This window comes from Streptomyces sp. NPDC058619, from assembly GCF_042717785.1.
Taxonomy (GTDB): domain Bacteria; phylum Actinomycetota; class Actinomycetes; order Streptomycetales; family Streptomycetaceae; genus Streptomyces.
Genome location: NZ_JBHXQN010000035.1, coordinates 1 through 20,065, shown reverse-complemented (window position 1 = coordinate 20,065; position 20,065 = coordinate 1). Strand labels below are relative to the sequence as shown.

17 protein-coding genes and 1 tRNA gene are annotated in these 20,065 nt (G+C 74.0%); 9 read left to right on the top strand and 9 right to left on the bottom strand.

Annotated elements, in window-relative coordinates; all coding sequences use genetic code 11:
* Nucleotides 1-49 precede the first annotated feature (49 nt).
* Together ACFWTC_RS27175 and ACFWTC_RS27170 are read right to left on the bottom strand one after the other, a co-directional pair.
* On the bottom strand, nucleotides 50-1,813 hold the full coding sequence (locus ACFWTC_RS27175; protein ID WP_384029336.1) for a S8 family serine peptidase: 1,764 nt from the start codon (nucleotides 1,811-1,813) through the stop codon (nucleotides 50-52).
* Between the two features lie 270 nt (nucleotides 1,814-2,083).
* Nucleotides 2,084-3,487, bottom strand: a complete 1,404-nt coding sequence (locus ACFWTC_RS27170) for a cation:dicarboxylate symporter family transporter (RefSeq protein ID WP_383921745.1) — start codon at nucleotides 3,485-3,487, stop codon at nucleotides 2,084-2,086.
* A 106-nt stretch (nucleotides 3,488-3,593) separates the two neighbouring features.
* Between ACFWTC_RS27170 and ACFWTC_RS27165 the strand changes: the two genes are divergently transcribed.
* Together ACFWTC_RS27165 and ACFWTC_RS27160 are read left to right on the top strand one after the other, a co-directional pair.
* Nucleotides 3,594-5,387 (top strand): ATP-binding protein, encoded by a 1,794-nt coding sequence (locus tag ACFWTC_RS27165; protein ID WP_383921742.1) that lies wholly within the window; start codon nucleotides 3,594-3,596, stop codon nucleotides 5,385-5,387.
* Nucleotides 5,384-6,088 carry a response regulator gene (locus ACFWTC_RS27160; protein WP_383921739.1) on the top strand — a complete coding sequence of 235 codons (705 nt, stop codon included), beginning with the start codon at nucleotides 5,384-5,386 and terminating at the stop codon, nucleotides 6,086-6,088. Before ACFWTC_RS27165 ends, ACFWTC_RS27160 begins: the two co-directional genes overlap by 4 nt.
* On the opposite strand, the gene ACFWTC_RS27155 is transcribed toward ACFWTC_RS27160, so the two are convergent.
* Nucleotides 6,043-6,891 carry a tyrosinase family protein gene (locus tag ACFWTC_RS27155; RefSeq protein ID WP_383921736.1) on the bottom strand — a complete coding sequence of 283 codons (849 nt, stop codon included), beginning with the start codon at nucleotides 6,889-6,891 and terminating at the stop codon, nucleotides 6,043-6,045. The genes ACFWTC_RS27160 and ACFWTC_RS27155 overlap by 46 nt on opposite strands.
* Nucleotides 6,888-7,280: a tyrosinase family oxidase copper chaperone gene (locus tag ACFWTC_RS27150; RefSeq protein ID WP_383921733.1), complete on the bottom strand. Its 393-nt coding sequence runs from the start codon at nucleotides 7,278-7,280 to the stop codon at nucleotides 6,888-6,890. The genes ACFWTC_RS27155 and ACFWTC_RS27150 overlap by 4 nt, the downstream gene beginning before the upstream one ends.
* Before the next feature lie 424 nt (nucleotides 7,281-7,704).
* Here ACFWTC_RS27150 and ACFWTC_RS27145 point away from each other — a divergent pair, with 424 nt between their 5' ends.
* The gene (locus ACFWTC_RS27145; RefSeq protein WP_383921730.1) at nucleotides 7,705-9,096 is read left to right on the top strand and encodes a glutamate decarboxylase; all 1,392 of its coding nucleotides are present in this window, start codon (nucleotides 7,705-7,707) and stop codon (nucleotides 9,094-9,096) included.
* A gap of 49 nt (nucleotides 9,097-9,145) precedes the next feature.
* On the opposite strand, the gene ACFWTC_RS27140 is transcribed toward ACFWTC_RS27145, so the two are convergent.
* Both ACFWTC_RS27140 and ACFWTC_RS27135 read right to left on the bottom strand, forming a co-directional pair.
* Complete coding sequence (locus tag ACFWTC_RS27140) at nucleotides 9,146-10,885, bottom strand: sigma-70 family RNA polymerase sigma factor (protein ID WP_383921727.1); 1,740 nt, start codon at nucleotides 10,883-10,885, stop codon at nucleotides 9,146-9,148.
* Between the two features lie 372 nt (nucleotides 10,886-11,257).
* A complete protein-coding gene (locus ACFWTC_RS27135; RefSeq protein ID WP_383921891.1) occupies nucleotides 11,258-11,359 on the bottom strand; it encodes a hypothetical protein in 102 nt (33 codons plus the stop codon).
* A gap of 119 nt (nucleotides 11,360-11,478) precedes the next feature.
* Here ACFWTC_RS27135 and ACFWTC_RS27130 point away from each other — a divergent pair, with 119 nt between their 5' ends.
* The gene (locus ACFWTC_RS27130) at nucleotides 11,479-11,640 is read left to right on the top strand and encodes a hypothetical protein (RefSeq protein ID WP_383921724.1); all 162 of its coding nucleotides are present in this window, start codon (nucleotides 11,479-11,481) and stop codon (nucleotides 11,638-11,640) included.
* 121 nt (nucleotides 11,641-11,761) lie between these two features.
* A complete protein-coding gene (locus ACFWTC_RS27125) occupies nucleotides 11,762-14,056 on the top strand; it encodes a hypothetical protein (RefSeq protein ID WP_384074755.1) in 2,295 nt (764 codons plus the stop codon).
* Here the strand turns inward: ACFWTC_RS27125 and ACFWTC_RS27120 are convergent.
* Nucleotides 14,028-14,918 (bottom strand): IclR family transcriptional regulator C-terminal domain-containing protein, encoded by an 891-nt coding sequence (locus tag ACFWTC_RS27120; protein ID WP_383921720.1) that lies wholly within the window; start codon nucleotides 14,916-14,918, stop codon nucleotides 14,028-14,030. The two genes, ACFWTC_RS27125 and ACFWTC_RS27120, sit on opposite strands and share 29 nt — an antisense overlap.
* A gap of 88 nt (nucleotides 14,919-15,006) precedes the next feature.
* Here ACFWTC_RS27120 and ACFWTC_RS27115 point away from each other — a divergent pair, with 88 nt between their 5' ends.
* Both ACFWTC_RS27115 and ACFWTC_RS27110 read left to right on the top strand, forming a co-directional pair.
* Complete coding sequence (locus tag ACFWTC_RS27115) at nucleotides 15,007-15,702, top strand: bifunctional 4-hydroxy-2-oxoglutarate aldolase/2-dehydro-3-deoxy-phosphogluconate aldolase (RefSeq protein WP_384029312.1); 696 nt, start codon at nucleotides 15,007-15,009, stop codon at nucleotides 15,700-15,702.
* The gene (locus tag ACFWTC_RS27110; RefSeq protein ID WP_383921715.1) at nucleotides 15,699-16,715 is read left to right on the top strand and encodes a PfkB family carbohydrate kinase; all 1,017 of its coding nucleotides are present in this window, start codon (nucleotides 15,699-15,701) and stop codon (nucleotides 16,713-16,715) included. The genes ACFWTC_RS27115 and ACFWTC_RS27110 overlap by 4 nt, the downstream gene beginning before the upstream one ends.
* 44 nt (nucleotides 16,716-16,759) lie before the next feature.
* Here ACFWTC_RS27110 and ACFWTC_RS27105 read toward each other — a convergent pair whose 3' ends face one another.
* Both ACFWTC_RS27105 and ACFWTC_RS27100 read right to left on the bottom strand, forming a co-directional pair.
* Entirely contained in the window at nucleotides 16,760-17,656 is an 897-nt protein-coding gene (locus ACFWTC_RS27105) for an aldo/keto reductase (protein WP_384029310.1), read from the bottom strand.
* A 291-nt stretch (nucleotides 17,657-17,947) separates the two neighbouring features.
* Nucleotides 17,948-19,279, bottom strand: coding sequence for a glycoside hydrolase family 18 protein (locus ACFWTC_RS27100; protein ID WP_383921710.1), 1,332 nt, complete (start codon nucleotides 19,277-19,279; stop codon nucleotides 17,948-17,950).
* A 408-nt stretch (nucleotides 19,280-19,687) separates the two neighbouring features.
* On the opposite strand from ACFWTC_RS27100, the gene ACFWTC_RS27095 reads away from it, so the two are divergent.
* Both ACFWTC_RS27095 and ACFWTC_RS27090 read left to right on the top strand, forming a co-directional pair.
* Entirely contained in the window at nucleotides 19,688-19,831 is a 144-nt protein-coding gene (locus ACFWTC_RS27095; RefSeq protein WP_384029308.1) for a hypothetical protein, read from the top strand.
* A 54-nt stretch (nucleotides 19,832-19,885) separates the two neighbouring features.
* A tRNA-Trp gene (locus ACFWTC_RS27090) sits at nucleotides 19,886-19,962 on the top strand.
* Nucleotides 19,963-20,065: the final 103 nt, after the last annotated feature.

The following is a 20,065-nucleotide window of genomic DNA, read 5'->3' as shown; positions in this document are numbered from 1 at the left end:
CGCAGTTGCACTGCCCTCGACGGCCCCGCAGCAGCACTGCGACGTCGTCCTAGAAGGTGAGGCTCCAGGAGTCGATCTTGCCGGTGTCGCCGCCGGCGTTGTCGTTCACCCGGAGCTTCCAGGTGCCGTTCGCGACCTCCGAGGAGGCGTTGACCGTGTAGGTCTGGTTGATGTTGTCGGTGCTGCCGCCCGAGCGGTTGTGCACCGTGTACACGGAGCCGTCGGGAGCCACGAGGTCGACCTTCAGGTCGCCGATGTACGTGTGCACGATGCTGACGCCGACCTTGAGCGTGGCCGGGGCGTTGCCCGTGACCCCGCTCGCCGTGACCGGGCTCTCGACCGTGGTGTTGTCGCCGATGGCGAAGTCACCCGTGTTCTCGAAGAACTTGCCGGGGGGCGGGGTGGAGCCGACGGCCTTGAGGGCGTCGGTCTGGCCCTCGCCGAAGAAGCCGTTCCTGGCTGTGGTGCCCTTGCAGCGGGTGTCCGACGGGCAGGCGACGTCGTTGGCCTGGGTGGCCAGCTTGTCGCGCAGCTGCGCCGGGGTGATGCCCGGGTTGGTGCTCGCCAGCAGCGCGGCCACGCCCGCGACGTGCGGGGAGGCCATCGACGTACCGCTCATGCTGCCGTACTTGCCGCCCGGCAGGGTGCTGTAGATGCCGGTGCCGTCGCCGCCGGGCGCTGTGATGTCCACAACGTTCAGGCCGTAGTTGGAGTACGAGGCCTTCGCGGTGGTGCCCATCGCCGAGACCGTGACCACGCCCGGGAGCTCGGTCGGGATGTCCAGGCAGGCGTTGGTGATGGTGCGGGTGACCGGCGTCGAGTCGTTCGGGCTTTCGGTGTCGGTCGTCTTGTTGGCCAGGTCGAGGTTGGAGTTGCCGGCCGCGGCGACCTGCAGCGAGCCCTTGCCCTCCGCGTACTCCTGGGCGCGCTTGACGCCCTCGATGATCGCGGCCTGGTCGGCGTTGTCCGGGCAGTTGAACTGCCACGGGTCGGTGTAGTAGCTGTTGTTGGTGACCTTGAAGCCGTGGTCACCGGCCCACATGAAGCCGCAGACGGTGTTCTCGGCGAAGAAGAGCGAGGAGCCCGGCTCCGCGATGCGCACCGAGGAGATCTTCACGCCCGGGGCCACGCCGATGACGCCCTTGCCGTTCTTGGCGGCGGCGACCGTGCCGGCCACGTGCGTGCCGTGGGTGCCGACGTCACGCCAGGCGCCGGCGCGGGTGTCCGCCTTGCCGTACGCGCAGGAGGCGGAGTCCGCCGCGTTGAAGTTCGGTGCCAGGTCCTGGTGCTGGTCGTCCACACCGGTGTCCAGGATGCCGACCTTGACGCCGGCGGAGCCCGTGGTGACGGCCCAGGCCTGGTCGGCCTTGATCTGCGTCATGTCGGCGCGGACGGGCTCGCCCGAGCCGGTCGCGGACTGCGCCGGGTTGGCGGGCAGCGCCGGGTTGTAGGCGTCCGCCGGTACGTCGGAGGTGCGGGTGGCGCCGACCTGCTGGACTCCGCTGACGCCGCGCAGGGTGGCGGCGAAGGAGGCCGAGGAGGAGTGGGCGACGATGACGCCGATGGCGTCGTAGTACGCGAAGACCGTGCCGCTGTTGGCGGTGACGGCGGAGCGCACCGCCGAGCTGTCACCAGGGGCGGTGATCACGAGGTAGGCGCGGGTTCCGGCGGCCCAGGTCGCACTCTGGGAAGTCGGTGCCGCTGCCTGCGGCGCGGGGGCCGGGGCCGGGGCGGCGGGGGAGACCGGGGCGGTACCGGCGAGCGCGGCGGGGGCCCCGAAGGCGAGCGCCGCACCCAGGGCGGCGGCCAGCACCAGGGTGCGTCGAGGTCTGCTGGATATGTGGGGTATCAATGCGTCCTCCGATGACCCGGTGGGTCGCACCTACCGGGCCGTACGAAACGAGTGGTGGACGCAAGATGTCAGACACATGCCCCGGTGCGGAAGTACCTTTTGCAAGACGGGGGTTCGTTTATCGGTGGCGGCTAACCGAGTATGGGTGAGATGTGTGGTCTGTGCCGGGTCCGACCGGGCTGGGCACCGTGGGGGCGAGCCCGGCCCGGCCTTCCCGTGCGGGCGTTCCGGTCAGGCCGGGACGCCGTCCTTGTCGCCGTACGGCTGCACCGGTACGGCATCCTTCCCGGCGCCCTCACCGGTGTCCTTCCCGGCGCCTCCGGCCCCGCCGAAGTCGCCGCCGTGCGCGTCGTCGACCAGGGTGCTCTCGTCGAACGGCAGGCGTCCCGCCAGGACTTCGCCGGCGCGCGCGTGGTCGAACTCCTTCGTCCACGTTCCGATGAGCACCGTCGCCACCGCGTTGCCCGCGAAGTTCGTCAGGGCCCGGGCCTCGCTCATGAACCGGTCGATGCCCACGATCAGCCCGACCCCGTCCACCAGTTCCGGCCGGTGCGACTGGAGGCCGCCGGCGAGGGTGGCGAGCCCGGCGCCGGTCACCCCGGCCGCCCCCTTCGAAGCGATGATCATGAACAGCAGCAGGGAGATCTGCTCGCCGAGGGCGAGTGGCTTGCCCATGGCCTCCGCCACGAACAGCGAGGACATCGTCAGGTAGATGGCGGTCCCGTCCAGGTTGAAGGAGTACCCCGTAGGCACCGTGATCCCGGTGACCGGGCGCGACACGCCCAGGTGCTCCATCTTGGCGATCAGCCGGGGCAGCGCCGACTCCGAGGAGGAGGTCGAGAGGATCAGCAGGAACTCCCGGCCCAGGTAGCGCAGCAGCGCGAACACGCTGACCCCGGTGCACACCCGCAGCAGCGTGCCCAGCACGACGAAGACGAAGAGCAGGCAGGTCGCGTAGAAGCCGATCATGATGACGGCCAGTGACTTCAACGCGTCGATGCCGGTGGCCCCGACCACCGCCGCGATCGCCCCGAAGGCGCCCACCGGGGCGACCCACATGATCATCGCCAGTACCCGGAACACCAGCTTCTGCACGTGTCCGATCCCGCGCAGCACCGGTTCGCCCGCGGCGCCCATGGCCTGCAGCGCGAATCCGGTCAGCAGCGCCACCAGCAGCGTCTGGAGCACCTCGCCGCCGGTGAAGGCGGACACCATCGTGGTCGGGATGATGCCGAGCAGGAACTCCGAGGTGCTCTCCGCCCCGCCCGCCTTGGCCTGCGCCTCGCCCGCGCTGCGCGCCGCCTCGGTCAGGTGCAGGCCGCTGCCCGGCTCCAGCAGGTTGCCGACCAGCAGGCCGATGGCGAGGGCCACGGTGGACATCACCATGAAGTAGCCGAGCGCGAGCCCGCCCACCGCCCCCACCTTGGCGGCCTTGCGGACCGATCCGATGCCCAGCACGATCGTGCAGAAGATCACGGGCGAGATCATCATTTTGATGAGGTTGACGAAGCCGGTGCCCAGCGGCTTGAGCTCCACGGCCACGCCGGGTGCGGCGAAGCCGACGGCGATGCCGAGCAGCACCGCGGCGATCACCGCGATGTAGAGATAGTGCGTTCTGTCGCGCCTGGCGGCCACGATGCCTCCTGGTGGTGAATACGTCCCGGGAGGACCATCGCCCGCCGATGTGACCCCGGTCACCCTTGCGTTCATTGAGTTCACGGCCGGGTGCACACTGAGCGTCATGTTCCGTTTGCCCCGTCCGCCGCGCAGCCTCGCCGGCCAGCTCTTCGCCATGCAGGTGCTGCTGGTCGCCGTGGTCGTCGCAGGCTGTGCCGTCTTCGCGTACGCGAACGCCCGAGGCCAGGCCGAGGAGGCCGCCCGCCGCCAGGCCGGAGCCGTGGCCCACGCGGTCGCGGACTCCCCGTCCGTGCGCGAGGCCGTACGGGAGGCCGTGCGCGGCGCCGATCCCTCGGCCCGGCTCCAGCCCTACGCGGAGCGGGTCCGCGTCGACTCGGGGGTCGACTTCGTCACGATCATGGCCCCCGACGGCCGGCGCTGGACCCACCCCGACCCGCGCCGGATCGGCGAGCCCTTCCTCGGGAACACCGCCCCCGCCCTGCGCGGCGAATCCTTCAGCGAGACCTACACGGGCACGCTGGGCCCCTCGATCCGCGTGGTCACCCCGCTCGACGACGGCGGCCGGGTCATCGGCATGGTCAGCGCCGGCATCACGGTCCGGGCGATCAGCGACCGGCTCGCCGCGCAGCTCGCCGCCCTCGCCTGGGTCGCCGCCGCCGCGCTCGCCCTCGGCGGCATGGGCACGTACGTGGTCAACGCCCGCCTGCGCCGCCACACGCACGGGATGAACGCCGCCGAGCTGAGCCGGATGTACGACTACCACCAGGCGGCCCTGCACGGGGTCCGCGAGGGACTGCTCATGCTCGACGGGCAGCGCAGGATCACCCTCGTCAACGACGCCGGGCGCGAACTGCTCGGCCTGGGCGGCGGGATGCGGGGCGCGGCCATCGCCGACCTGGGCCTGCCCGCTCCGCTCACCGGGGCCCTGCTGGCGGACCGCCCGCGGGTGGACGAGGTGCACCTGACGGCGGACCGGGTGCTCGTCGTCAACAGCTCGCCCGTCGCGGGCGGCGGCCGCCGCGGCACAGTGATCACGCTCCGCGACCACACCGAGCTCCAGTCGCTGACCGGCGAGCTGGACCACGAGCGCGGCTTCACCCAGGCGCTGCGCTCGCAGGCCCACGAGGCCGCCAACCGGCTGCACACGGTGGTCTCCCTCATCGAACTCGGCCGCGAGCGGGAGGCGGTGGAGTTCGCCACCGCCGAACTGGAGCTGGCGCAGGCGCTCACCGACGAGGTGATCACCGCGGTCGGCGAGCCGGTCCTGGTGGCGCTGCTCCTCGGCAAGGCCGCCCAGGCGCACGAACGGGGCGTGGAACTCGTCGTAACCCCGGACAGCCGCCGGCTCGCCGCGGGCGGTGGACTGCCGCCGGCGCGCGACCTCGTCACGGTGCTGGGCAACCTGATCGACAACGCGGTCGACGCCGTCGCGGGCGTACCGGCCGCGCGGATCGCGGTCACACTGCGTCCGGCGGGCGGCGAACTGCTCCTGCGGGTCGCGGACAACGGCCCCGGGCTCCCGGAGGGCGTGGACGTGTTCCGCCGCGGCTGGTCGGGCAAGGGGGAGGGGCGCGGGCTCGGCCTCGCGCTGGTCCGGCAGGTGGCCGACCGCTACGGCGGCACGGTCACCGCGGCGCAGGGACCGGGCGGCGGCGCGGAGTTCACCGTACGCCTTCCCCTGGCGGCCGCGGCGCCGGAGACCGGGGGCGACCCGGCGGGGGAGCGCCGGGCCGCCGGTCGGGTGCCCGAACAGGCCGCCCGGCGGGTGCCCCGGCAGGGCCCGGGCCCGCCGCGCGAGGCCCCGGGCGGGCGGGCGGGACACGCCGCCGGGCAGGACTCCCGGGCGGCGGCGGGGCCGGAGCCCCGGACGGCCCGGCCCGACGGGGACCGGGCATGACGGGCGGGGAAGTGCGGGTGCTGGTCGTGGAGGACGACCCGGTGGCCGCCGACGCGCACGCGCTCTACGTCGGCCGGGTGCCCGGGTTCACCGCAGTCGGCGCCGTGCACTCGCTCGCCGAGGCCACCCGCGTCCTGGACCGGACCCGCGTCGACCTGCTCCTGCTCGACCTGACCCTGCCCGACGGGCACGGCCTGCGCTTCGCGCGCGGGCTGCGCGCCGCCGGACACCCCGTCGACGTGATCGTCGTGACCTCCGCGCGGGACCTGGCCGTGGTCCGCGAGAGCGTCTCCCTCGGCGTGGTCCAGTACGTGCTCAAGCCCTTCGCGTTCCCCACCCTGCGGGAACGGCTCCTGCGCTATGCCGAGTTCCGCGCCACGGCGGGCGAGGCGGCCGGCCAGGACGACGTGGACCGGGCCATGGCGGCCCTGCGCGCGCCCCGCCCCGCCGAGCTCCCCAAGGGGCTGAGCGCGCCGACCCTTGACCGGGTCGCCGCCCTGCTGCGGGCGGCGACCGAGGGGCTGACCGCGGCGGGGGCGGCCGAGGCGGCCGGGATCTCCCGGATCACCGCCCGCCGCTACCTGGAGCACCTGGTGGACAGCGGCCGCGCGGACCGCACCCCCCGGTACGGCCAGGTCGGCCGCCCCGAACTGCACTACCGCTGGCTGGCGGCCGCGGCGGGCTCGGTGTCGAACGTGTAGAACTTCCGGTGGTCCAGCATGTCGGCCGGGGTCACGTCGTTCCACGGCCGCATCGTGTCGCGCAGGTCCACGACGTTCGCCGTGCCGGCCGCGGGCAGGTACGTGGACTGGGGGTGGCGGGCCTGCCAGTCGGCCCACAGCTTGTCCACGTAGGCGTGGTGCATCCAGAACACCGGGTCGTTGGGCGAGACGCCGGTGCCCATCTGGCCGCCGACCCACACGTGGACCCGGTTGTGCAGGTTGGCGCCGCGCCAGCCCTCCAGGTTGTTGCGGAAGCCGCTCGACGAGCTGTTCCAGGGGGCGGCGTCGTACACCGGCATGGCCAGCACGGCGTCGACCTCGGCCTTGCTCGGCAGCTGGGCGACGCCCTCGCCGAGGGCCCGGCGCAGGTACGCGCGCCCGTCCACCCGCACGTTCACGTTCCACTTGCCCGTCGCGTACGCGAACGGTCCGTCGAGGACCTGTCCGTCGCGGGCGCGTCCGGTGCCGCCGAGGAAGTCGGCCGCCCAGAGGGAGGAACGGGAGGTGCGGTCCGTGGTCCAGTCCCAGTACGGGAGCGCCACCGTCGCGTCCACCGCCTGCAGCGCCGCTTCGAACTCGAGAAGAAAGCGGCGGTGCCAGGGCAGGAAGGACGGGGAGCGGTGGCCCACCCGGTCGCCCGAGTCGGTGTCGCTCATGATGAAGCCGTTGTGGGTGGTGACGAACCGGTCGTAGCGACCGGTTCGCTTCAGCTCCAGCAGGGCGTTGGTGAAGGCGCGCTTCTCCTCCGGCGTGAGCGCGGCCTGGTTCTTGCGCACGGTCATGCCGCGCCTCCCATCGGTGCGAACGGGGCGAGGGTGGCGCCCTGGAGCTCGCGCACGGCGGCGCGGGCCAGCGAGGTCGGGTCGGCGAAGGTCTCGTAGTGGTTGACCACACTGATCCACGTGCCGTCGGCGTTCCGCATCACGTGCAGTTCGCGGCCGTCTATTCGGATGGTGGGCTGGCCGGGGGAGTGGTGGCCGCCGTGGTGGCCGCCCGCGCCCGGGGTGATCTGGATGCGGCGGCCCTTGTAGACCTCGTTGACCGTGCCCGCGTCGGTGGGTGTGGACGGGGCGGGGGCGGCGCTGGCGCTCGTGGCGGCAGCGGCGAGGCCGAGTGCGGTGAGTACACCGGCAGAGGTTCCCAAGGCCTGCCGGCGGGTGATCGTGTTCATGGAGCGAAGAGGTATCAGTGGACGGAACACGGTTGGCCTGTATCCGGACATGAAAGGATAAGTTGCTGGTAGAACAAGTTGGATGATCTTCCCGTTCGTACCGGCTCCAGCGGTGCGGACGGGAAGATCTACGCGGGTAACCCTACTGGGCAGTAATTTCTTCGGCGGACCCGGGCCCCTATGGGAGGGGTCACATCGCAGAGTCGGCCGGAAGCCGCACCGCGAACCGCCCGCGAACCGCCCGCGAACCGCCCGCGACCGCTCGTGGAGCTCCGTCGCGGGGCGTGCCGTACGCGCCTCCAGCCGTCCCCGATGGTGGCGGACTTCTTCCCGCGGTGTCGCCCGGGTCGGTCCGTGAAGGTTGCTGAAGGGAGGCCCAGGGCGGTTCAGTCGGGTGTGCGGCTTATTACCCTATAGTCCCGATATGGCTCTCCATGAGACGAAGGACGTATGGGGCCCTGACGCCGATTCGGACGTGTTCGCGTCCGCCCTCAGCGGCCAGATCCTCCCGAAGTACCGGATGCCCGACGACCACTCGCCCACCGAGGTCGTCTACGAACTCCTCCACAACGAGCTGCTCCTCGACGGCAACGCCGCCCAGAACCTGGCCACCTTCTGCACCACCTGGTCGGACGACGGCGTGCACCGCCTGATGAACGAGTGCCTCGACAAGAACATGATCGACAAGGACGAGTACCCGCAGACCGCCGAGATCGAGTCCCGCTGCGTCAACATCCTGGCCGACCTGTGGAACGCCCCCGAGAACACCACCGCGGCCGGTTGCTCCACCACCGGCTCCAGCGAGGCCGCCATGCTCGGCGGGCTCGCCCTGAAGTGGCGCTGGCGCGAGCGCCGCCGGGCCCAGGGACTGCCCACCGACCGGCCCAACCTGGTCTGCGGGCCGGTGCAGATCTGCTGGGAGAAGTTCGCCCGGTACTTCGACGTCGAGCTGCGCCAGGTCCCCCTGGAAGAGGGCGCCACCGGACTGCGTCCGCACCAGCTCGCCGCGCACGTCGACGAGAACACGATCGGCGTCGTCGCCATCCTCGGCGTCACCTACACCTGCGACTACGAGCCGGTCGCGGAGCTCGCCGCCGCACTCGACCGGATCCAGGCCGAGCACGGCTGGGACGTCCCGATCCACGTCGACGGGGCCAGCGGCGGCTTCGTCGCACCGTTCCTGCACCCCGACGTGGTCTGGGACTTCCGGCTGCCGCGCGTGGCCTCCGTCAACACCTCCGGCCACAAGTACGGGCTAGCGCCCCTCGGCGTCGGCTGGATCGTCTGGCGCACCGCGGACCTGCTCCCCGCGGAACTCGTCTTCGACGTGGACTACCTGGGCGGCGACATGCCTACCTTCGCCCTCAACTTCTCCCGCCCCGGCGGCGAGATCATCGCCCAGTACTACCTCTTCCTGCGCCTCGGCCGGGGCGGCTACCGCCGCGTCCAGCAGGCCTGCGCCGAAACCGCCCAGTACCTGGCCGGGGAGGTGGCCGCGATGGGGCCGTTCACCCTCCTGTACGACGGCAAGAGCGCACTGCCCGCCGTCTCCTACACCCTCACCGACCCGGCCGCGGCCGGGTTCAGCCTCTACGACCTCTCCGACCGGCTGCGGATGCGGGGCTGGCAGGTGCCCTCGTACCCGCTGCCGGCCGACCGCCAGGACACGGTCATCCAGCGCGTCCTCGTCCGGCACGGCGTGACCCGCGACCAGATCGCCCTGCTCGTCGAGGACCTGCGCCGGGCCGTGGAGCACCTCACGGCCTCTCCGCCGCCGGTCCCGGCGACGGAGCCGAGGTCCGGCTTCCACCACTAGGATCCGCCGAACCCCCGGAACCCCGGCGGGGCCGGGGTTCCGGGACCGTTCAGCGGGCCCCGAAGTTCTGCGTCCACCAGGGGCCGCCCGCACCCTGGTGGATGCCGACGCCGATGTCCTTGAAGGAACAGTTGAGGATGTTCGCGCGGTGCCCCGAGCTGTTCATCCAGGAGTCCATCACCGACTGGGCCGTCTGCTGGCCTTTGGCGATGTTCTCCCCGTACGTCGACCAGCGGTACCCGGCCGCGGTCGTCCGCTTGCCGGGGTCCGCGCCGTCCGGGCTGGTGTGCGAGAAGAAGTCCCGCTTCGCCATGTCGTCGGAGTGGCCCTGGGCGGCCGCGCGCAGCTGCGGGTCCTCCTTCAGCGGACCGCAGCCCGCCGTGGCGCGCTCCTTGTTGACCAGCGCGACGACCTGGCCCGCGACGCCCGGCGGAGCCGGCGCGGGCGCCGGGGCCGAGGGCTTGGGGGCGGGGGCGCTGGAGCGGCTCCTCTGCGGCGTCGGGCTCGCGCTCGGGCTCGGTGCGGTGGAGGGCGCCGCCGAGGCCGACGCGGACGGCGACGGGGAGGGCGAGGAGGACTCCGGCGCCGAGGCGGAGGCCGGGCCGCTGGGGAGGGGCGCGCCGGGGCCGGTGGCCGAGAGCGCCGCCAGCGGTGCCGGGGACACGCTGCCGCCGGCCTCGGTCGTGCCGGAGCCGGGGAGCGTGCCGAGGTACGCCAGCCCGCCGCCCGCGACACAGGCGGCGATCACGGCGCCGCCGACCACCTGGCGGCGGCTGCGGCGGCGCCGGCGCAGCGCGCCGCGGGAGGCCGCGACCGCCTCGCCGGAACCGGGCCCGCCGGCGGCCGGTCCACCGGCGGGCGCTCCGCCCTTGTCGCCCGCGCGGCGCCGGGCCGCCCGGCCGGGGCCCGACACGGTGGGGGTGAGCTGGGTGGCGGCGTTCGCGAAGTCCGCCCCGGAGCCGTCGGCGAAGGCCGCGGCCGCGTGGTCGAAGCCGGCCGCCCCGGCCGTGCGCATCCCTGCCAGCAGGGCCGCCGAGACCGGCACGAGGGCCAGACCGGCCAGCAGGCCCTCCGCCGGAACCAGGCCGCTCCACAGGCCGGAGCACCGTACGCATTCCCGGGCATGGCGGGCTATGCGCTTGCGCCACAGGGCGGAGGGCGCCCCGTTCCAGCCCGCGGTCACCTGCCGGAGCTCCTCGCACGGCGGCTGCGCGTCCAGGGCCCGCTCGACCACCCGGGCCGCCTCCAGCTGGGCCTTCATCCGCTGCACCCGCACCCCCGTGTGCTGCGGGGGCAGTTCCAGCGCGGCGGCCACCTCCGCCCGGGTCAGCTCGCCGGCGCACTCCAGCCACCACAGCGACAGCAGCGCCCGGTCGTCCGGCTCCAGCCACCGGGTGGCGCGGGCCGTCTCCCGGCGCTGGCCCGCCAGGTTGAGGCGGGCGACGGTCAGGTCCACGAAGTCGGCCCCGGGGTCGGCGACGTCCTCGGCCGCCTCCAGGCCGCTCGTGCCCAGACCGTTCTGGCGGGCCTGCCAGTGCGCCCGTACCCGGTTCATCGCGATCGCCACGAGCCAGGACCGGAAGCTGTCGTCCGCGCGCAGGCCGCCCAGTCCGTCGAGCGCCCGGAGCATGGTGTCCTGCACCACGTCGTCCACGTCGCAGGACCCGTTCAGGGCCCGCCCGACGATGTTGTAGACGAGCGGCAGGTGGGTGCTGACGAGCTCGTCCTGGGCGCGGGGATCGCCCGCGCGGGCCGCTGCCACCAGCGCTGCCGTGTGCTGAGTACTCATGTGATGTTCCCTGTCCGTACCGGCGGTCGATGATGCCCGATACCTGGGAGACCGTCGAGAGGGGCCTCGATAACGCTTTTCTCGAACACTTTTTCCGGACGTCCCTCCCGCGCGTCCCTCGTTCGCGTCCCTCTCGAACGTCTATCCCGAAGTCGGCCGGGCCGCCTCCGGGGCGTCCGGGCGCGGGTAGCGCCGCGCCGATGCGTCCGACTGGGCGAGCCGCCGCAGGCAGGCCGGCATCGCATCCCCCAGGACGGTGCCGACCACCACCCGCTCCGTGCACCGGACGGTCCAGGTCCTCCACCGCCTCCACCACCTTGCCGACGGCGGCCAGGGGCAGGCTCCCGACGTCGGTGAGGGCGCGGATCAAGTTCATTCTGCGGACGTGCCGTTCGCCGTAATGCGCCGGTTCGGGCTGCTCAACTTGCCCGTCGGCAGGAGGCCTTCGCGCAGATAGAACTTGATCGTGGGCACCGGTACGCCCGTGGTGCGGCTCAACGCGCCTATGCGCAAAGTGAATTCTCTCTTTCGTGCGGTCCCGGGGCTTGCGTGGGCGGGACGCCACCGGGGGAGACCTGAGGATCGCCCACTTCGTGGGCATGCACGCGCTCCAGCTGCTGCCCCTGCCGGCGCTGGCCCTCGCCTTCGCGGCCGTCCGCTGCGGCTGGGCCGTCGGCGAAGCGGTGCGCACCCGCCTCGTCCTCGTCGCGGGGGCCGGGCGGTGCAGGGCCGGGCGGTGCAGGGCCGCGCGGTGACCGGCCGCGCGGTGCACGGCCGCATCCGATCCGGGGAACTGCGGCTTCCCGCAGGTTCGTTGGGGTAGTCGAACGGACTTACGGGGAACCATAGGACGACACGGGGCATGTGGGGGGCGGCATGTCGGCATCTTTCTCGACCACGAAGTTCTTACCGGAGCTGTTCTCGCCGCGGCAGACCGCACCGGCGCGCGGGAACGCATCCGCGCGGGGCGGGCCCCGCGCGGACGCGGACGTGTGGCGGACTCCGGGCGGCCGGATTCCGCTGCTGCGGGACGTACCGCCCGAGCGGGCCGGGGCGCACCCGGCCGAGGGCCCGGGGGGACCGCCCGCGTACGTGCCGCGCGACGCCGAGACCCTGCTGCGGGCCGCCCTCGCCGAGCCCGGCCCCCGGTTCGTTCTGGTGGTGGGGGAGGCCCTCGCCGGTGCGACCCGGCTCGCGTACGAGGTGGTGCGGGCCGTTCACCCCCGGTACGCGTTCGTCCGGCCGCTCTCCCGTGCCGCCCTGCCCGAGGCGGTACGGGTCGCCGCGCGGCGGCGGCGCGCGGTGCTGTGGCTGGACGGCCTGGAGGACCACCTCGGGGCCGGAGGCCTCACGGCCGCGCACCTCGACGGGCTGCGCCGGGCGGTGGTGGTGGCCACGATGCGGGCCGCGGAGTACCGGCGGTACCGGGCGCGCGAGGCGAGCCGGCTCACCGGCTGCGACCGGGGTGCCTGGCGGGCCGAGTACGACCTGCTCGGCCGCGCGGTCGTGGTCCCCCTCGCCCGGTCCTGGACGCCGCGGGAACTGGGCAGGGCGGCCGCCCGCCGGGAGGACCCGCGGATCGGGGCCGCCCTGGATGCGGGGGAGGGCCGCGGTCCCGCCGAAGTCCTGGCGGGCGGCGAGCGGTTGGTGGCCCGGTGGACCGGCGGCCCGCCCCCCGGCGCCCAGCCGGGCGGCGCCGCCGTGGTCGCCGCGGCGGTGGACTGCCGGCGGGCCGGGCTGCGCCGCCCGGTGGCCCGCGCGTGGCTGCGGGCGCTGTACCCGGCCTACCTGCCCTCGCCCGACGGCGCGGAGTCCGCCCCGGACCCCGCGCCGGACGGGGGCACCGGCCCGGGGTCCGGGGCGGACTGCGGGAGGCGGGCTTCGGGCGGGGCGTGCGGGCCGGCTCCGGAGGAGGCGCGCGGGAGGCGCGCAGGGCAGACCCCCGGCGGGGGTTTCGGGGCGGGGTCGGGCCGGGGTCCCGGGGACGCGTTCGGCGGCCGTTCCGAGGGGGCTCCGGGAGGGACCCTCGGCGGCGGTTCCGGAGCGGATGTCGGCCGAGGCGCCGCTGCGGCAGCCGGACGGGACGCGGAGGAGGCGTTCGCGAAAGCCCTGGCATGGGCGTGCGAGGCGGTCCCCGGCGCGGCCGCGCGGGGGCTGCTGGCCGGGAGCGACCGGCTCGGGTACACGGCCGACCGCCGCCTGCTGGACGCGCCGGGGCTCGGGCCGGTTCCCGAGCACCTGTGGCAGGGGCTGCTGGTCCGCGCCGGGCCCGGGGACGCGTACGACCTGGGCCTCGTCGCCCGTCAGGAAGGGCGGCCAGCCCGCGCGGTACGGGCCCTCACCGCGGCCCGGCGGGGCGGGGTGGCCGAGGCGGAGCTGCCCCTCGCGCTCGCGGTCGGCGACGCGGGCCGGCCGCGCCGGGCCGCCGCCGACCTGGCCGCGATCACCCGGCGGCGTGAACTGCGGCTCGGCCCCCGCCACCCCGACACCCTGGCCGCCCGTCACCAACTGGCCTTCTTCACGGGGGAGGCTGGGCATCCCCGCGCCGCCGCCGCGCGGTTCGGGCTGCTCGTCGCCGACGCCCGGGCCGTGCTCGGCGCGGGGCATCCGGACACCCTGGCCGCCCGTCACCAGCTGGCGTTCTTCACCGGCGAGTCCGGCGACCCCCGCTCTGCGGCCCGGCAACTGGCGTCCCTGCTGGCCGACACCGTGCCCGTACTGGGGGCGGACCACCCCCGGGTGCTGGCCGTACGGCGCGGCCTGATCTGGTACCGCCGGGCGGAACCCGCCGACGCCGGGCGGGAGTGGGCCGCGCTGCTCGCGGACACGGAGGGCCGGCTCGGCCCCGACGATCCGCACACCCTGGCGGTCCGCGCCGGTCAGGCGGCGCTGGCGGCCCGTACCGGGCGCACCGCCGAGGCCGTGCGGGCCTGGGCTGCCCTGACCGCCGACCGCGCCCGCGTCCTCGGCCCGGAGCACCCGCACGTCGTGCACTCCCGGCTGGAGTGGGCGCGGGCGCTGATCGCCGCCGGGCGGCGGGGGGAGGCCTCCGCGCTGCTGTCCCGGGTGCTGGTGGAGGCCGGGGAGTTCCTGGAGCCGGGCCACCGCCACCTGTGGCGCGCACGCGCGCTCCGCGCCGGGCTCACAGCAGCGGAGCCAGGGCCTCCGTAGCGCTGCGCAGGGCAGGGGCGTACGCCTCGATCTCCTCGCGCGAGACCAGGAAGGTGACGGTGGTGACGCTGACCCCGCCGACCGGGCGGCCGTCCGGCCGCAGGACCGCCGCACCGATGCAGCGGATGGTGGGTTCGTTCTCCTCGTCGTCCAGGGCGAAGCCACGGGCGCGCACCTCGGCCAGTTGCGCGCTCAGCTCCCGGGCGGTGGTCAGCGTGCGCGGAGTCCGCGCCGGGAGTCCGGCGGCGGCGATCAGCCCCCGGACCTCCGCCTCGGGCAGGTGCGCCAGGATGCTCTTGCCGATGGCGGTCGTGTGCAGCGGCATGCGCATGCCGACGCGGGACGCCGTGCGGAACGGCTGGTCGCTCTCCAGCTTCTGGATGTAGGTGATGGTCTCGCCGCTGTGCAGCGCGAGGTGCACGGTCTGGCCGGTGGTCTGCTGGAGCTCACCGAGGATGCGCCCGATGCTCGCCGGTTCCCCGCCGGTGACCAGAGCGGACAGGCCGCGCAGCCGCGGACCCGCCCCGTAGCGGCTCTCGGAGTCCTGGCGTACGAAGCCCTGCTCGACCAGCGAGGCGAGGATACGGAAGGTGCTCGACTTGGGCACGGCCGCCGCCGCCGTCACGTCGGCCAGCCGGTGCGGGCCGCCGGGCGCCGCGACCGCTTCCAGGATGCGGAGGGACTTCTCCAGCGCCGACCCGGCGGAGGAGGTCCGTCCGCCGCGCGCGTCGTCCGGGGCGCTGTCCGTCGGCCGGTCTGTCGGCCGGTCTGTCGCCTGGTCCGTCGCCTGGTCCGTCGCTCGGTCCGTCGGTTGGTCCGTGGGGCTGTCCGTCGGCCGGTCGATCGGGTCGTTCGGTGACACGGGAACTCCCGTCCTGTGTAGGGTCTAGACCAACTGGTTCCGGCACACGATACCTCGTTCCACTACGTGGAACGAGCGGGAGGGTTCCTTGTCCTGCCACCCGTACGCGGTGATAGCCGCCCAGCGGCTGCTGCCGGTGCTGCGCAGCCCCGACGCCGACGCAGCCGTCCGGAGGGCCTCGGCCCTGCTCGCCGCAGGCTGCCGCGCGGTCGAGCTGACCACCTCCACGCCCGGCTGGGCCGACGCCGTCCGCCGCACGGTCCCGCTTGCCGACGCCCACGGCCGTCCCGCCCTCGTCGGCGTCGGCACCGTCTCCACCACCGCCCAGGCCGAGGCCGCCCTGGACGCGGGTGCGGCGTTCCTGATCTCCCCGTACCCGGCCCCCGAGGTCCGGGCGGCCGCCGCCCGCCGGTCCGCGGTCTTCATCGAGGGCGGCTTCACTCCCGGGGAGGTCGCCTCGGCCGTCCGGTCCGCCGGTGCGGCGAAGGTGTTCCCGGCCCACGTGGGCGGCCCACAGTTCATCCGCTCCCTCAAGGCCGTCCTGCCCGAGGCCCTGATCATCCCCACCGGCGGGATCCGGCCCGAAGAGGTACGCGACTGGCTCGCCGCAGGTGCCGGTGCGGTCGGCATCGGAAACGGGCTGCCGGACGACCCCGGTGAACTGGCCGCCGTGTTCGCCGCGCTGGCGGGCCCGTGCTGCGCCGACTGCTCCGGCGCCGAGGCCGGTGTCGGTGGCGCCGGCGGTGTCGCCGGCGGCGGCCGTGTCCCGGAGGGGCGGGCGTGACCGGGTACGACGTGCTCGTGCTCGGCGAAGTCCTTGTCGAGGTCCACGCCGACGCCGCCCTGCGCGCCGCTGCCGACGGCACCCCGGCCCGCATCTCCTACTCCGGGGACGCCCTCAACGCGGCGGCAGCCGCCGCGGCCGCAGGGGCCCGGACCGCCCTGCTCGCCGTCGTCGGAGACGACGAACTCAGCATCCCGCTGCTGCGCCGCGCCGCCGACCTCGGCATCGACGTCTCCCACGTACGCCGCGCCCCGCGCCCCAACGGGGCCTACCTGCTCGGCGCCGACACCGAGGGCGACCGCGAGTTCGTCTACTGGCGCACCCACAGCGCCGGCTCCACCCTCTCGCCCGCCCACGTCGACTCCTGGCGTGCGCTGCTGACCGGCTCGAAGGCGCTCATCACCAGCGGGATCACCGGCGCGCTCTCGCGCGGGAGCCGAGACGCGGTGCTGGCCGCAGCCCGGACCGTGCACGGGGCCGGGGGGCACCTCTCGTACGATCCCAACTTCCGCTCCCGGCTGACCGGTCGGACCGAGGCCCGGGAGCTGCTCGCCCTGATCGCCCCGCTGACCGGGCTGCTCAAGACGTCCTGCCCCGCCGACGCGCTCGCGCTCCTGGACACGGCCGACCCGCGTACGGCCGTGGCCCGCTGCCGCGCGCTCGGCGCCCGCACGGTGGCCGTCACCGCGGGCGCGGGCCCGCTGCTGCTCGACGACGGCGGACGGGTCGCGCACCACCCCGTACCCGTCAACCCCGCCCCCGTCGACGCGACCGGCGCGGGGGACTGCTTCACCGGTACCACCACCGCCCGGATCGCCCTCGGCGACCGCCTTGCGGACGCGGTGGCGTACGGCATGGCCGCGGCGTCCCTCTCGGTGTCCGGGCGCGGGGGCACCGGGTGCGTCCCCGCGTTCGCGGAGACGGCGGCGCTGGCGGCGGCCCACGGAGCGAGCCACGGAGCGACCCACGAGGCGACCCGCGGCGGAGGCCTCGGCGAGGGGGCTGTCCGGTAGCCGGGGCCGTGGCCGGTGGGGGCGCGGCGGGGTCCGCGGGGCCGTTACGCCGTCGGCTCCGCCGCGCCCAGGAGCGCGATCTCCCCGGGTGACAGGCGGACGGCCCCCGCCGCGAGGTTCTCCTCCAAGTGGTCCGGGTTGCCGGTCCCCGGAATGGCGAGGACGTGCCGTCCGCGGCCCAGCGTCCACGCGAGGCGCAGCTGCGCCGCCGAGACGCCGTGGGCCCGGGCCACGGCGCGCACCCGCTCGCCGTCGTCCGCGATCACGCCCGCCTCCCGGCCCGCCCCGGCGATGGCGAAGAAGGGGACGAAGGCGATGCCCTGTTCCCCGCACGCGTCGAGGAACGCGTGGTCCCCGGCCGGGGAACCGATCCCGTACGGGTTCTGCACGCACACCACCGGCGCGATGGCCCGGGCCTCGGCGAGGTGGTCGGGCCGGGCGTTGGACAGGCCGAGGTGACGGATGAGCCCGGCCGTCCGGAGGTCGGAGAGCGCGCCGAAGTGTTCGGCGATCGACCCGGTCGTCTCGCGGCGAGCGATGCGCAGGTTCACCACGTCCAGGTGGTCGCGGCCCAGCTGGCGCAGGTTCTCCTCCACCTGCCCGCGCAGCTGCCCGGGCTCCGCCCACCACCACGCACCGGACGCGTCGCAGCCCGGTCCGACCTTCGTGGTGATGACGAGGTCGTCGGCGTACGGAGCCAGCGCCCGGTTGACCAGCTCGTTCGCGGAGCGCAGCGGGGAGAAGTAGAACGCGGCGGTGTCGATGTGGTTCACGCCGAGCTCGACGGCGCGCCGCAGGACCCCGGTCACGCGCGCGCGGTCCGAGGGGGAGCCGTCGGCCAGGTGCGTGAGGCGCATCGCGCCGAAGCCGATCCGGTTGACGGTCAGGTCGCCGAGCTGCCAGGTCCCCGCGGAGGCTGCGGCGATCGTTTCGGTGGTCATCGGGTGACCGTACCGGGTGTCCCGGTCCGGCCCGCGGCCGGGACGCGGGGCGACCGGGCGCCGAACGGCCGGAGGAAGCCGGCCGGCGGCCTGCCGGGGCGACTCCCGCGCAGCGGCCGTGGGTTCGTGGGCCGCGCTCCCCGGCCCGTACGGCCCGTACGGCCCCGCACGGCCCGGTGTGCGCGGGGTCGTACGGGCCGGGCGGGGTGGTACGTGGTGTGACGCCGCCGGGCCGGATCGGTGTCCGCGGCCCGGCGGCGCCGGTCTGCAGGGCCCCCGCGGGGGCGCCGGTCAGCGGCCGCGCAGGCCGCGGTCCACGGCGGTGATCAGCTCGCCGTCGGCGGTGTCCGCGTCGAGCGACCAGAACATCGCGCCGCCCAGGCCCTCTTCGCGGACGTAGGCGGTCTTCGTGCGCAGCACCTGCGGGTCGTCGTACGTCCACAGCGTGGTGCCGTCGAAGAGCCAGGCATGGCCGCCACGACGGTCGCGGTGCACCTGGTACGACCCGGAGGCAGCGAGCTTCTTCAGCTCCTTGTAGTCCTCGTACCCGGCGGCCCAGGTGGCCGGCGCCGGGCCGGTGGCCGGCTGGCCCATGCCGTCCCCGCCACCGCTGACGCCGGTCCAGCCCTGCCCGTAGAACGGCATGCCCACCACGAGCTTGTGCGCGGGCGCGCCACGCCGCTTCCAGGCCTCCACCGTGCCGTCGACGCTGAAGTCGTTCCGGGCGCGGAGCGCGGACTGCTGGGCCGTGGTCCCCTCGCCGGAGACGTGGAAGTCGTAGCCCTGGAGGTTCACGAAGTCGAAGTCGCGCATGATCCGGCGGACGTCGAAGCCCGCGTCGATCTTGGCCGTCGCCGTCGGGACGTAGGCCGTCAGCTCGTACTTCGCCTTCCGCTTCTGGCTCTTCGCCAACGCGTCGAGCTGGGTGCGGAACTCCTTGACGAGCGCGGTGAAGTTGGCCTTGTCCTCCGGCCGGAACTTGGTGTCCGCGTCACCGGCCGAACCGGGCCACTCCCAGTCGAGGTCGATCCCGTCGAACACACCGCCCGCGGCGCCCGCACCGCCGCGGGCGCCGTCCTGCGGCAGGTTCCCCTTGATGTAGAGGTCGAGGCAGGAGGTCACGAGGGCCTTGCGGGAGGCGGGCGTCAACGCGGCGTCCGAGAAGTGCGTGGACCAGCTCCAACCACCGAGGGAAATCAGGGCCTTGAGGCCCGGGTGCTTCGCCTTCAACTCGCGCAACTGGTTGAAGTTGCCGGCGAGCGGCTGGTCCCAGGTGTCCGCCACACCGTCCACGGAGTTCGCGGCGTCGAGGGGCCGGGCGTAGTCGGCCCAGGCATCGGCTTCACCGGGGACGTTGCCGGTGAAGCACTTGCCGTCGGCGCTGACGTTGCCGAAGGCGTAGTTGATGTGGGTGAGCTTGCCGGCGGAGCCGTTCGCGTCGAGGTCCTGGACCTGGAAGTCCCGTCCGTAGACACCCCATTGGGTGAAGTAGCCGACCTTCTTGTACGAGCGGTCGTGTCCCTTCCCACCGTCGCCATGGGCGCCGGCGGAGGGTGCGAAGGCGGTCAGCAGGGAGAGGGAGCAGGCGGCGACGGCCAGTTTGCCGAGCATGCTGCGGCGCATGGGCTTCCTTTGCGGATGCGGGGAGTGGGGCGTGAGCGCGTGCGCGGTGCATGCCGGAAACTATTGGTCTGGACCAGAGTGGTCAAGAGGGCGGCCGGAAATCGGTGCGGCGCGGGCACGTCGACCGGCGGGTGCGCAGAACGCCGAGGCGGTGGCGACGGCTCGCTGCGCCGGTCGTTCGGCAGCCGCTCCGCCCGCCCGGGCCGGGGTACCGGCCGCGGTGGGCCCGGAGGGCTCGTAGGCCGGTCGGCAGCCTACGGGAGGACGCCCCATGCGGCCCCAGACGCTGGAAGCCGGCGACCCGCTCGCCGTCTCGGTCGCGGCCGCGATCTGCGGCGGCGACCTGTCCGCACTGCGGAGCCTCCTGGAGACCCGCCCCGCGCTCAACTGTCCACGGCGCAATACCTGTTGTCTCAAGGAGCGGACATCAACTGGATCGGCTACGACGGGCTGACGCCGCTCGACATCGCTCTGAACAGCGAGGACGTCGAGCTGATCGACTGGCTCAAGGCATCCGGTGCGCACGTCGCCGCCGAAATTCCACCCGGTTGACCGCAGAAATCAGTGGATCTTCAGACCCTGTCGTGTCATGGTTGGTTTCACCGAAGGGGTGTAGCTCAGCTGGTCAGAGCGCCGGTCTCCAAAACCGAAGGTCGCAGGTTCGAATCCTGCCGCCCCTGCCATCAATTCACGGGTTCTGGCTCAGGTTGTGTGATCAGTGCACTGTGAGTAATCGTGCTAGCCGAGTGCATGAAGGATCAGCTGCACCTCTTGGCGCCATTCAGT

What these genes read in the sequence shown, in the direction of transcription:
- ACFWTC_RS27125 (WP_384074755.1), top strand. Translation starts at nt 11,762, where the DNA reads ATGTCGGCATCTTTCTCGACCACGAAGTTCTTACCGGAGCTGTTCTCG.
- ACFWTC_RS27165 (WP_383921742.1), top strand. Translation starts at nt 3,594, where the DNA reads ATGTTCCGTTTGCCCCGTCCGCCGCGCAGCCTCGCCGGCCAGCTCTTC.
- ACFWTC_RS27160 (WP_383921739.1), top strand. Translation starts at nt 5,384, where the DNA reads ATGACGGGCGGGGAAGTGCGGGTGCTGGTCGTGGAGGACGACCCGGTG.
- ACFWTC_RS27155 (WP_383921736.1), bottom strand. Translation starts at nt 6,891, where the DNA reads ATGACCGTGCGCAAGAACCAGGCCGCGCTCACGCCGGAGGAGAAGCGC.
- ACFWTC_RS27105 (WP_384029310.1), bottom strand. Translation starts at nt 17,656, where the DNA reads ATGACCACCGAAACGATCGCCGCAGCCTCCGCGGGGACCTGGCAGCTC.
- ACFWTC_RS27140 (WP_383921727.1), bottom strand. Translation starts at nt 10,885, where the DNA reads ATGAGTACTCAGCACACGGCAGCGCTGGTGGCAGCGGCCCGCGCGGGC.
- ACFWTC_RS27150 (WP_383921733.1), bottom strand. Translation starts at nt 7,280, where the DNA reads ATGAACACGATCACCCGCCGGCAGGCCTTGGGAACCTCTGCCGGTGTA.
- ACFWTC_RS27145 (WP_383921730.1), top strand. Translation starts at nt 7,705, where the DNA reads ATGGCTCTCCATGAGACGAAGGACGTATGGGGCCCTGACGCCGATTCG.
- ACFWTC_RS27100 (WP_383921710.1), bottom strand. Translation starts at nt 19,279, where the DNA reads ATGCGCCGCAGCATGCTCGGCAAACTGGCCGTCGCCGCCTGCTCCCTC.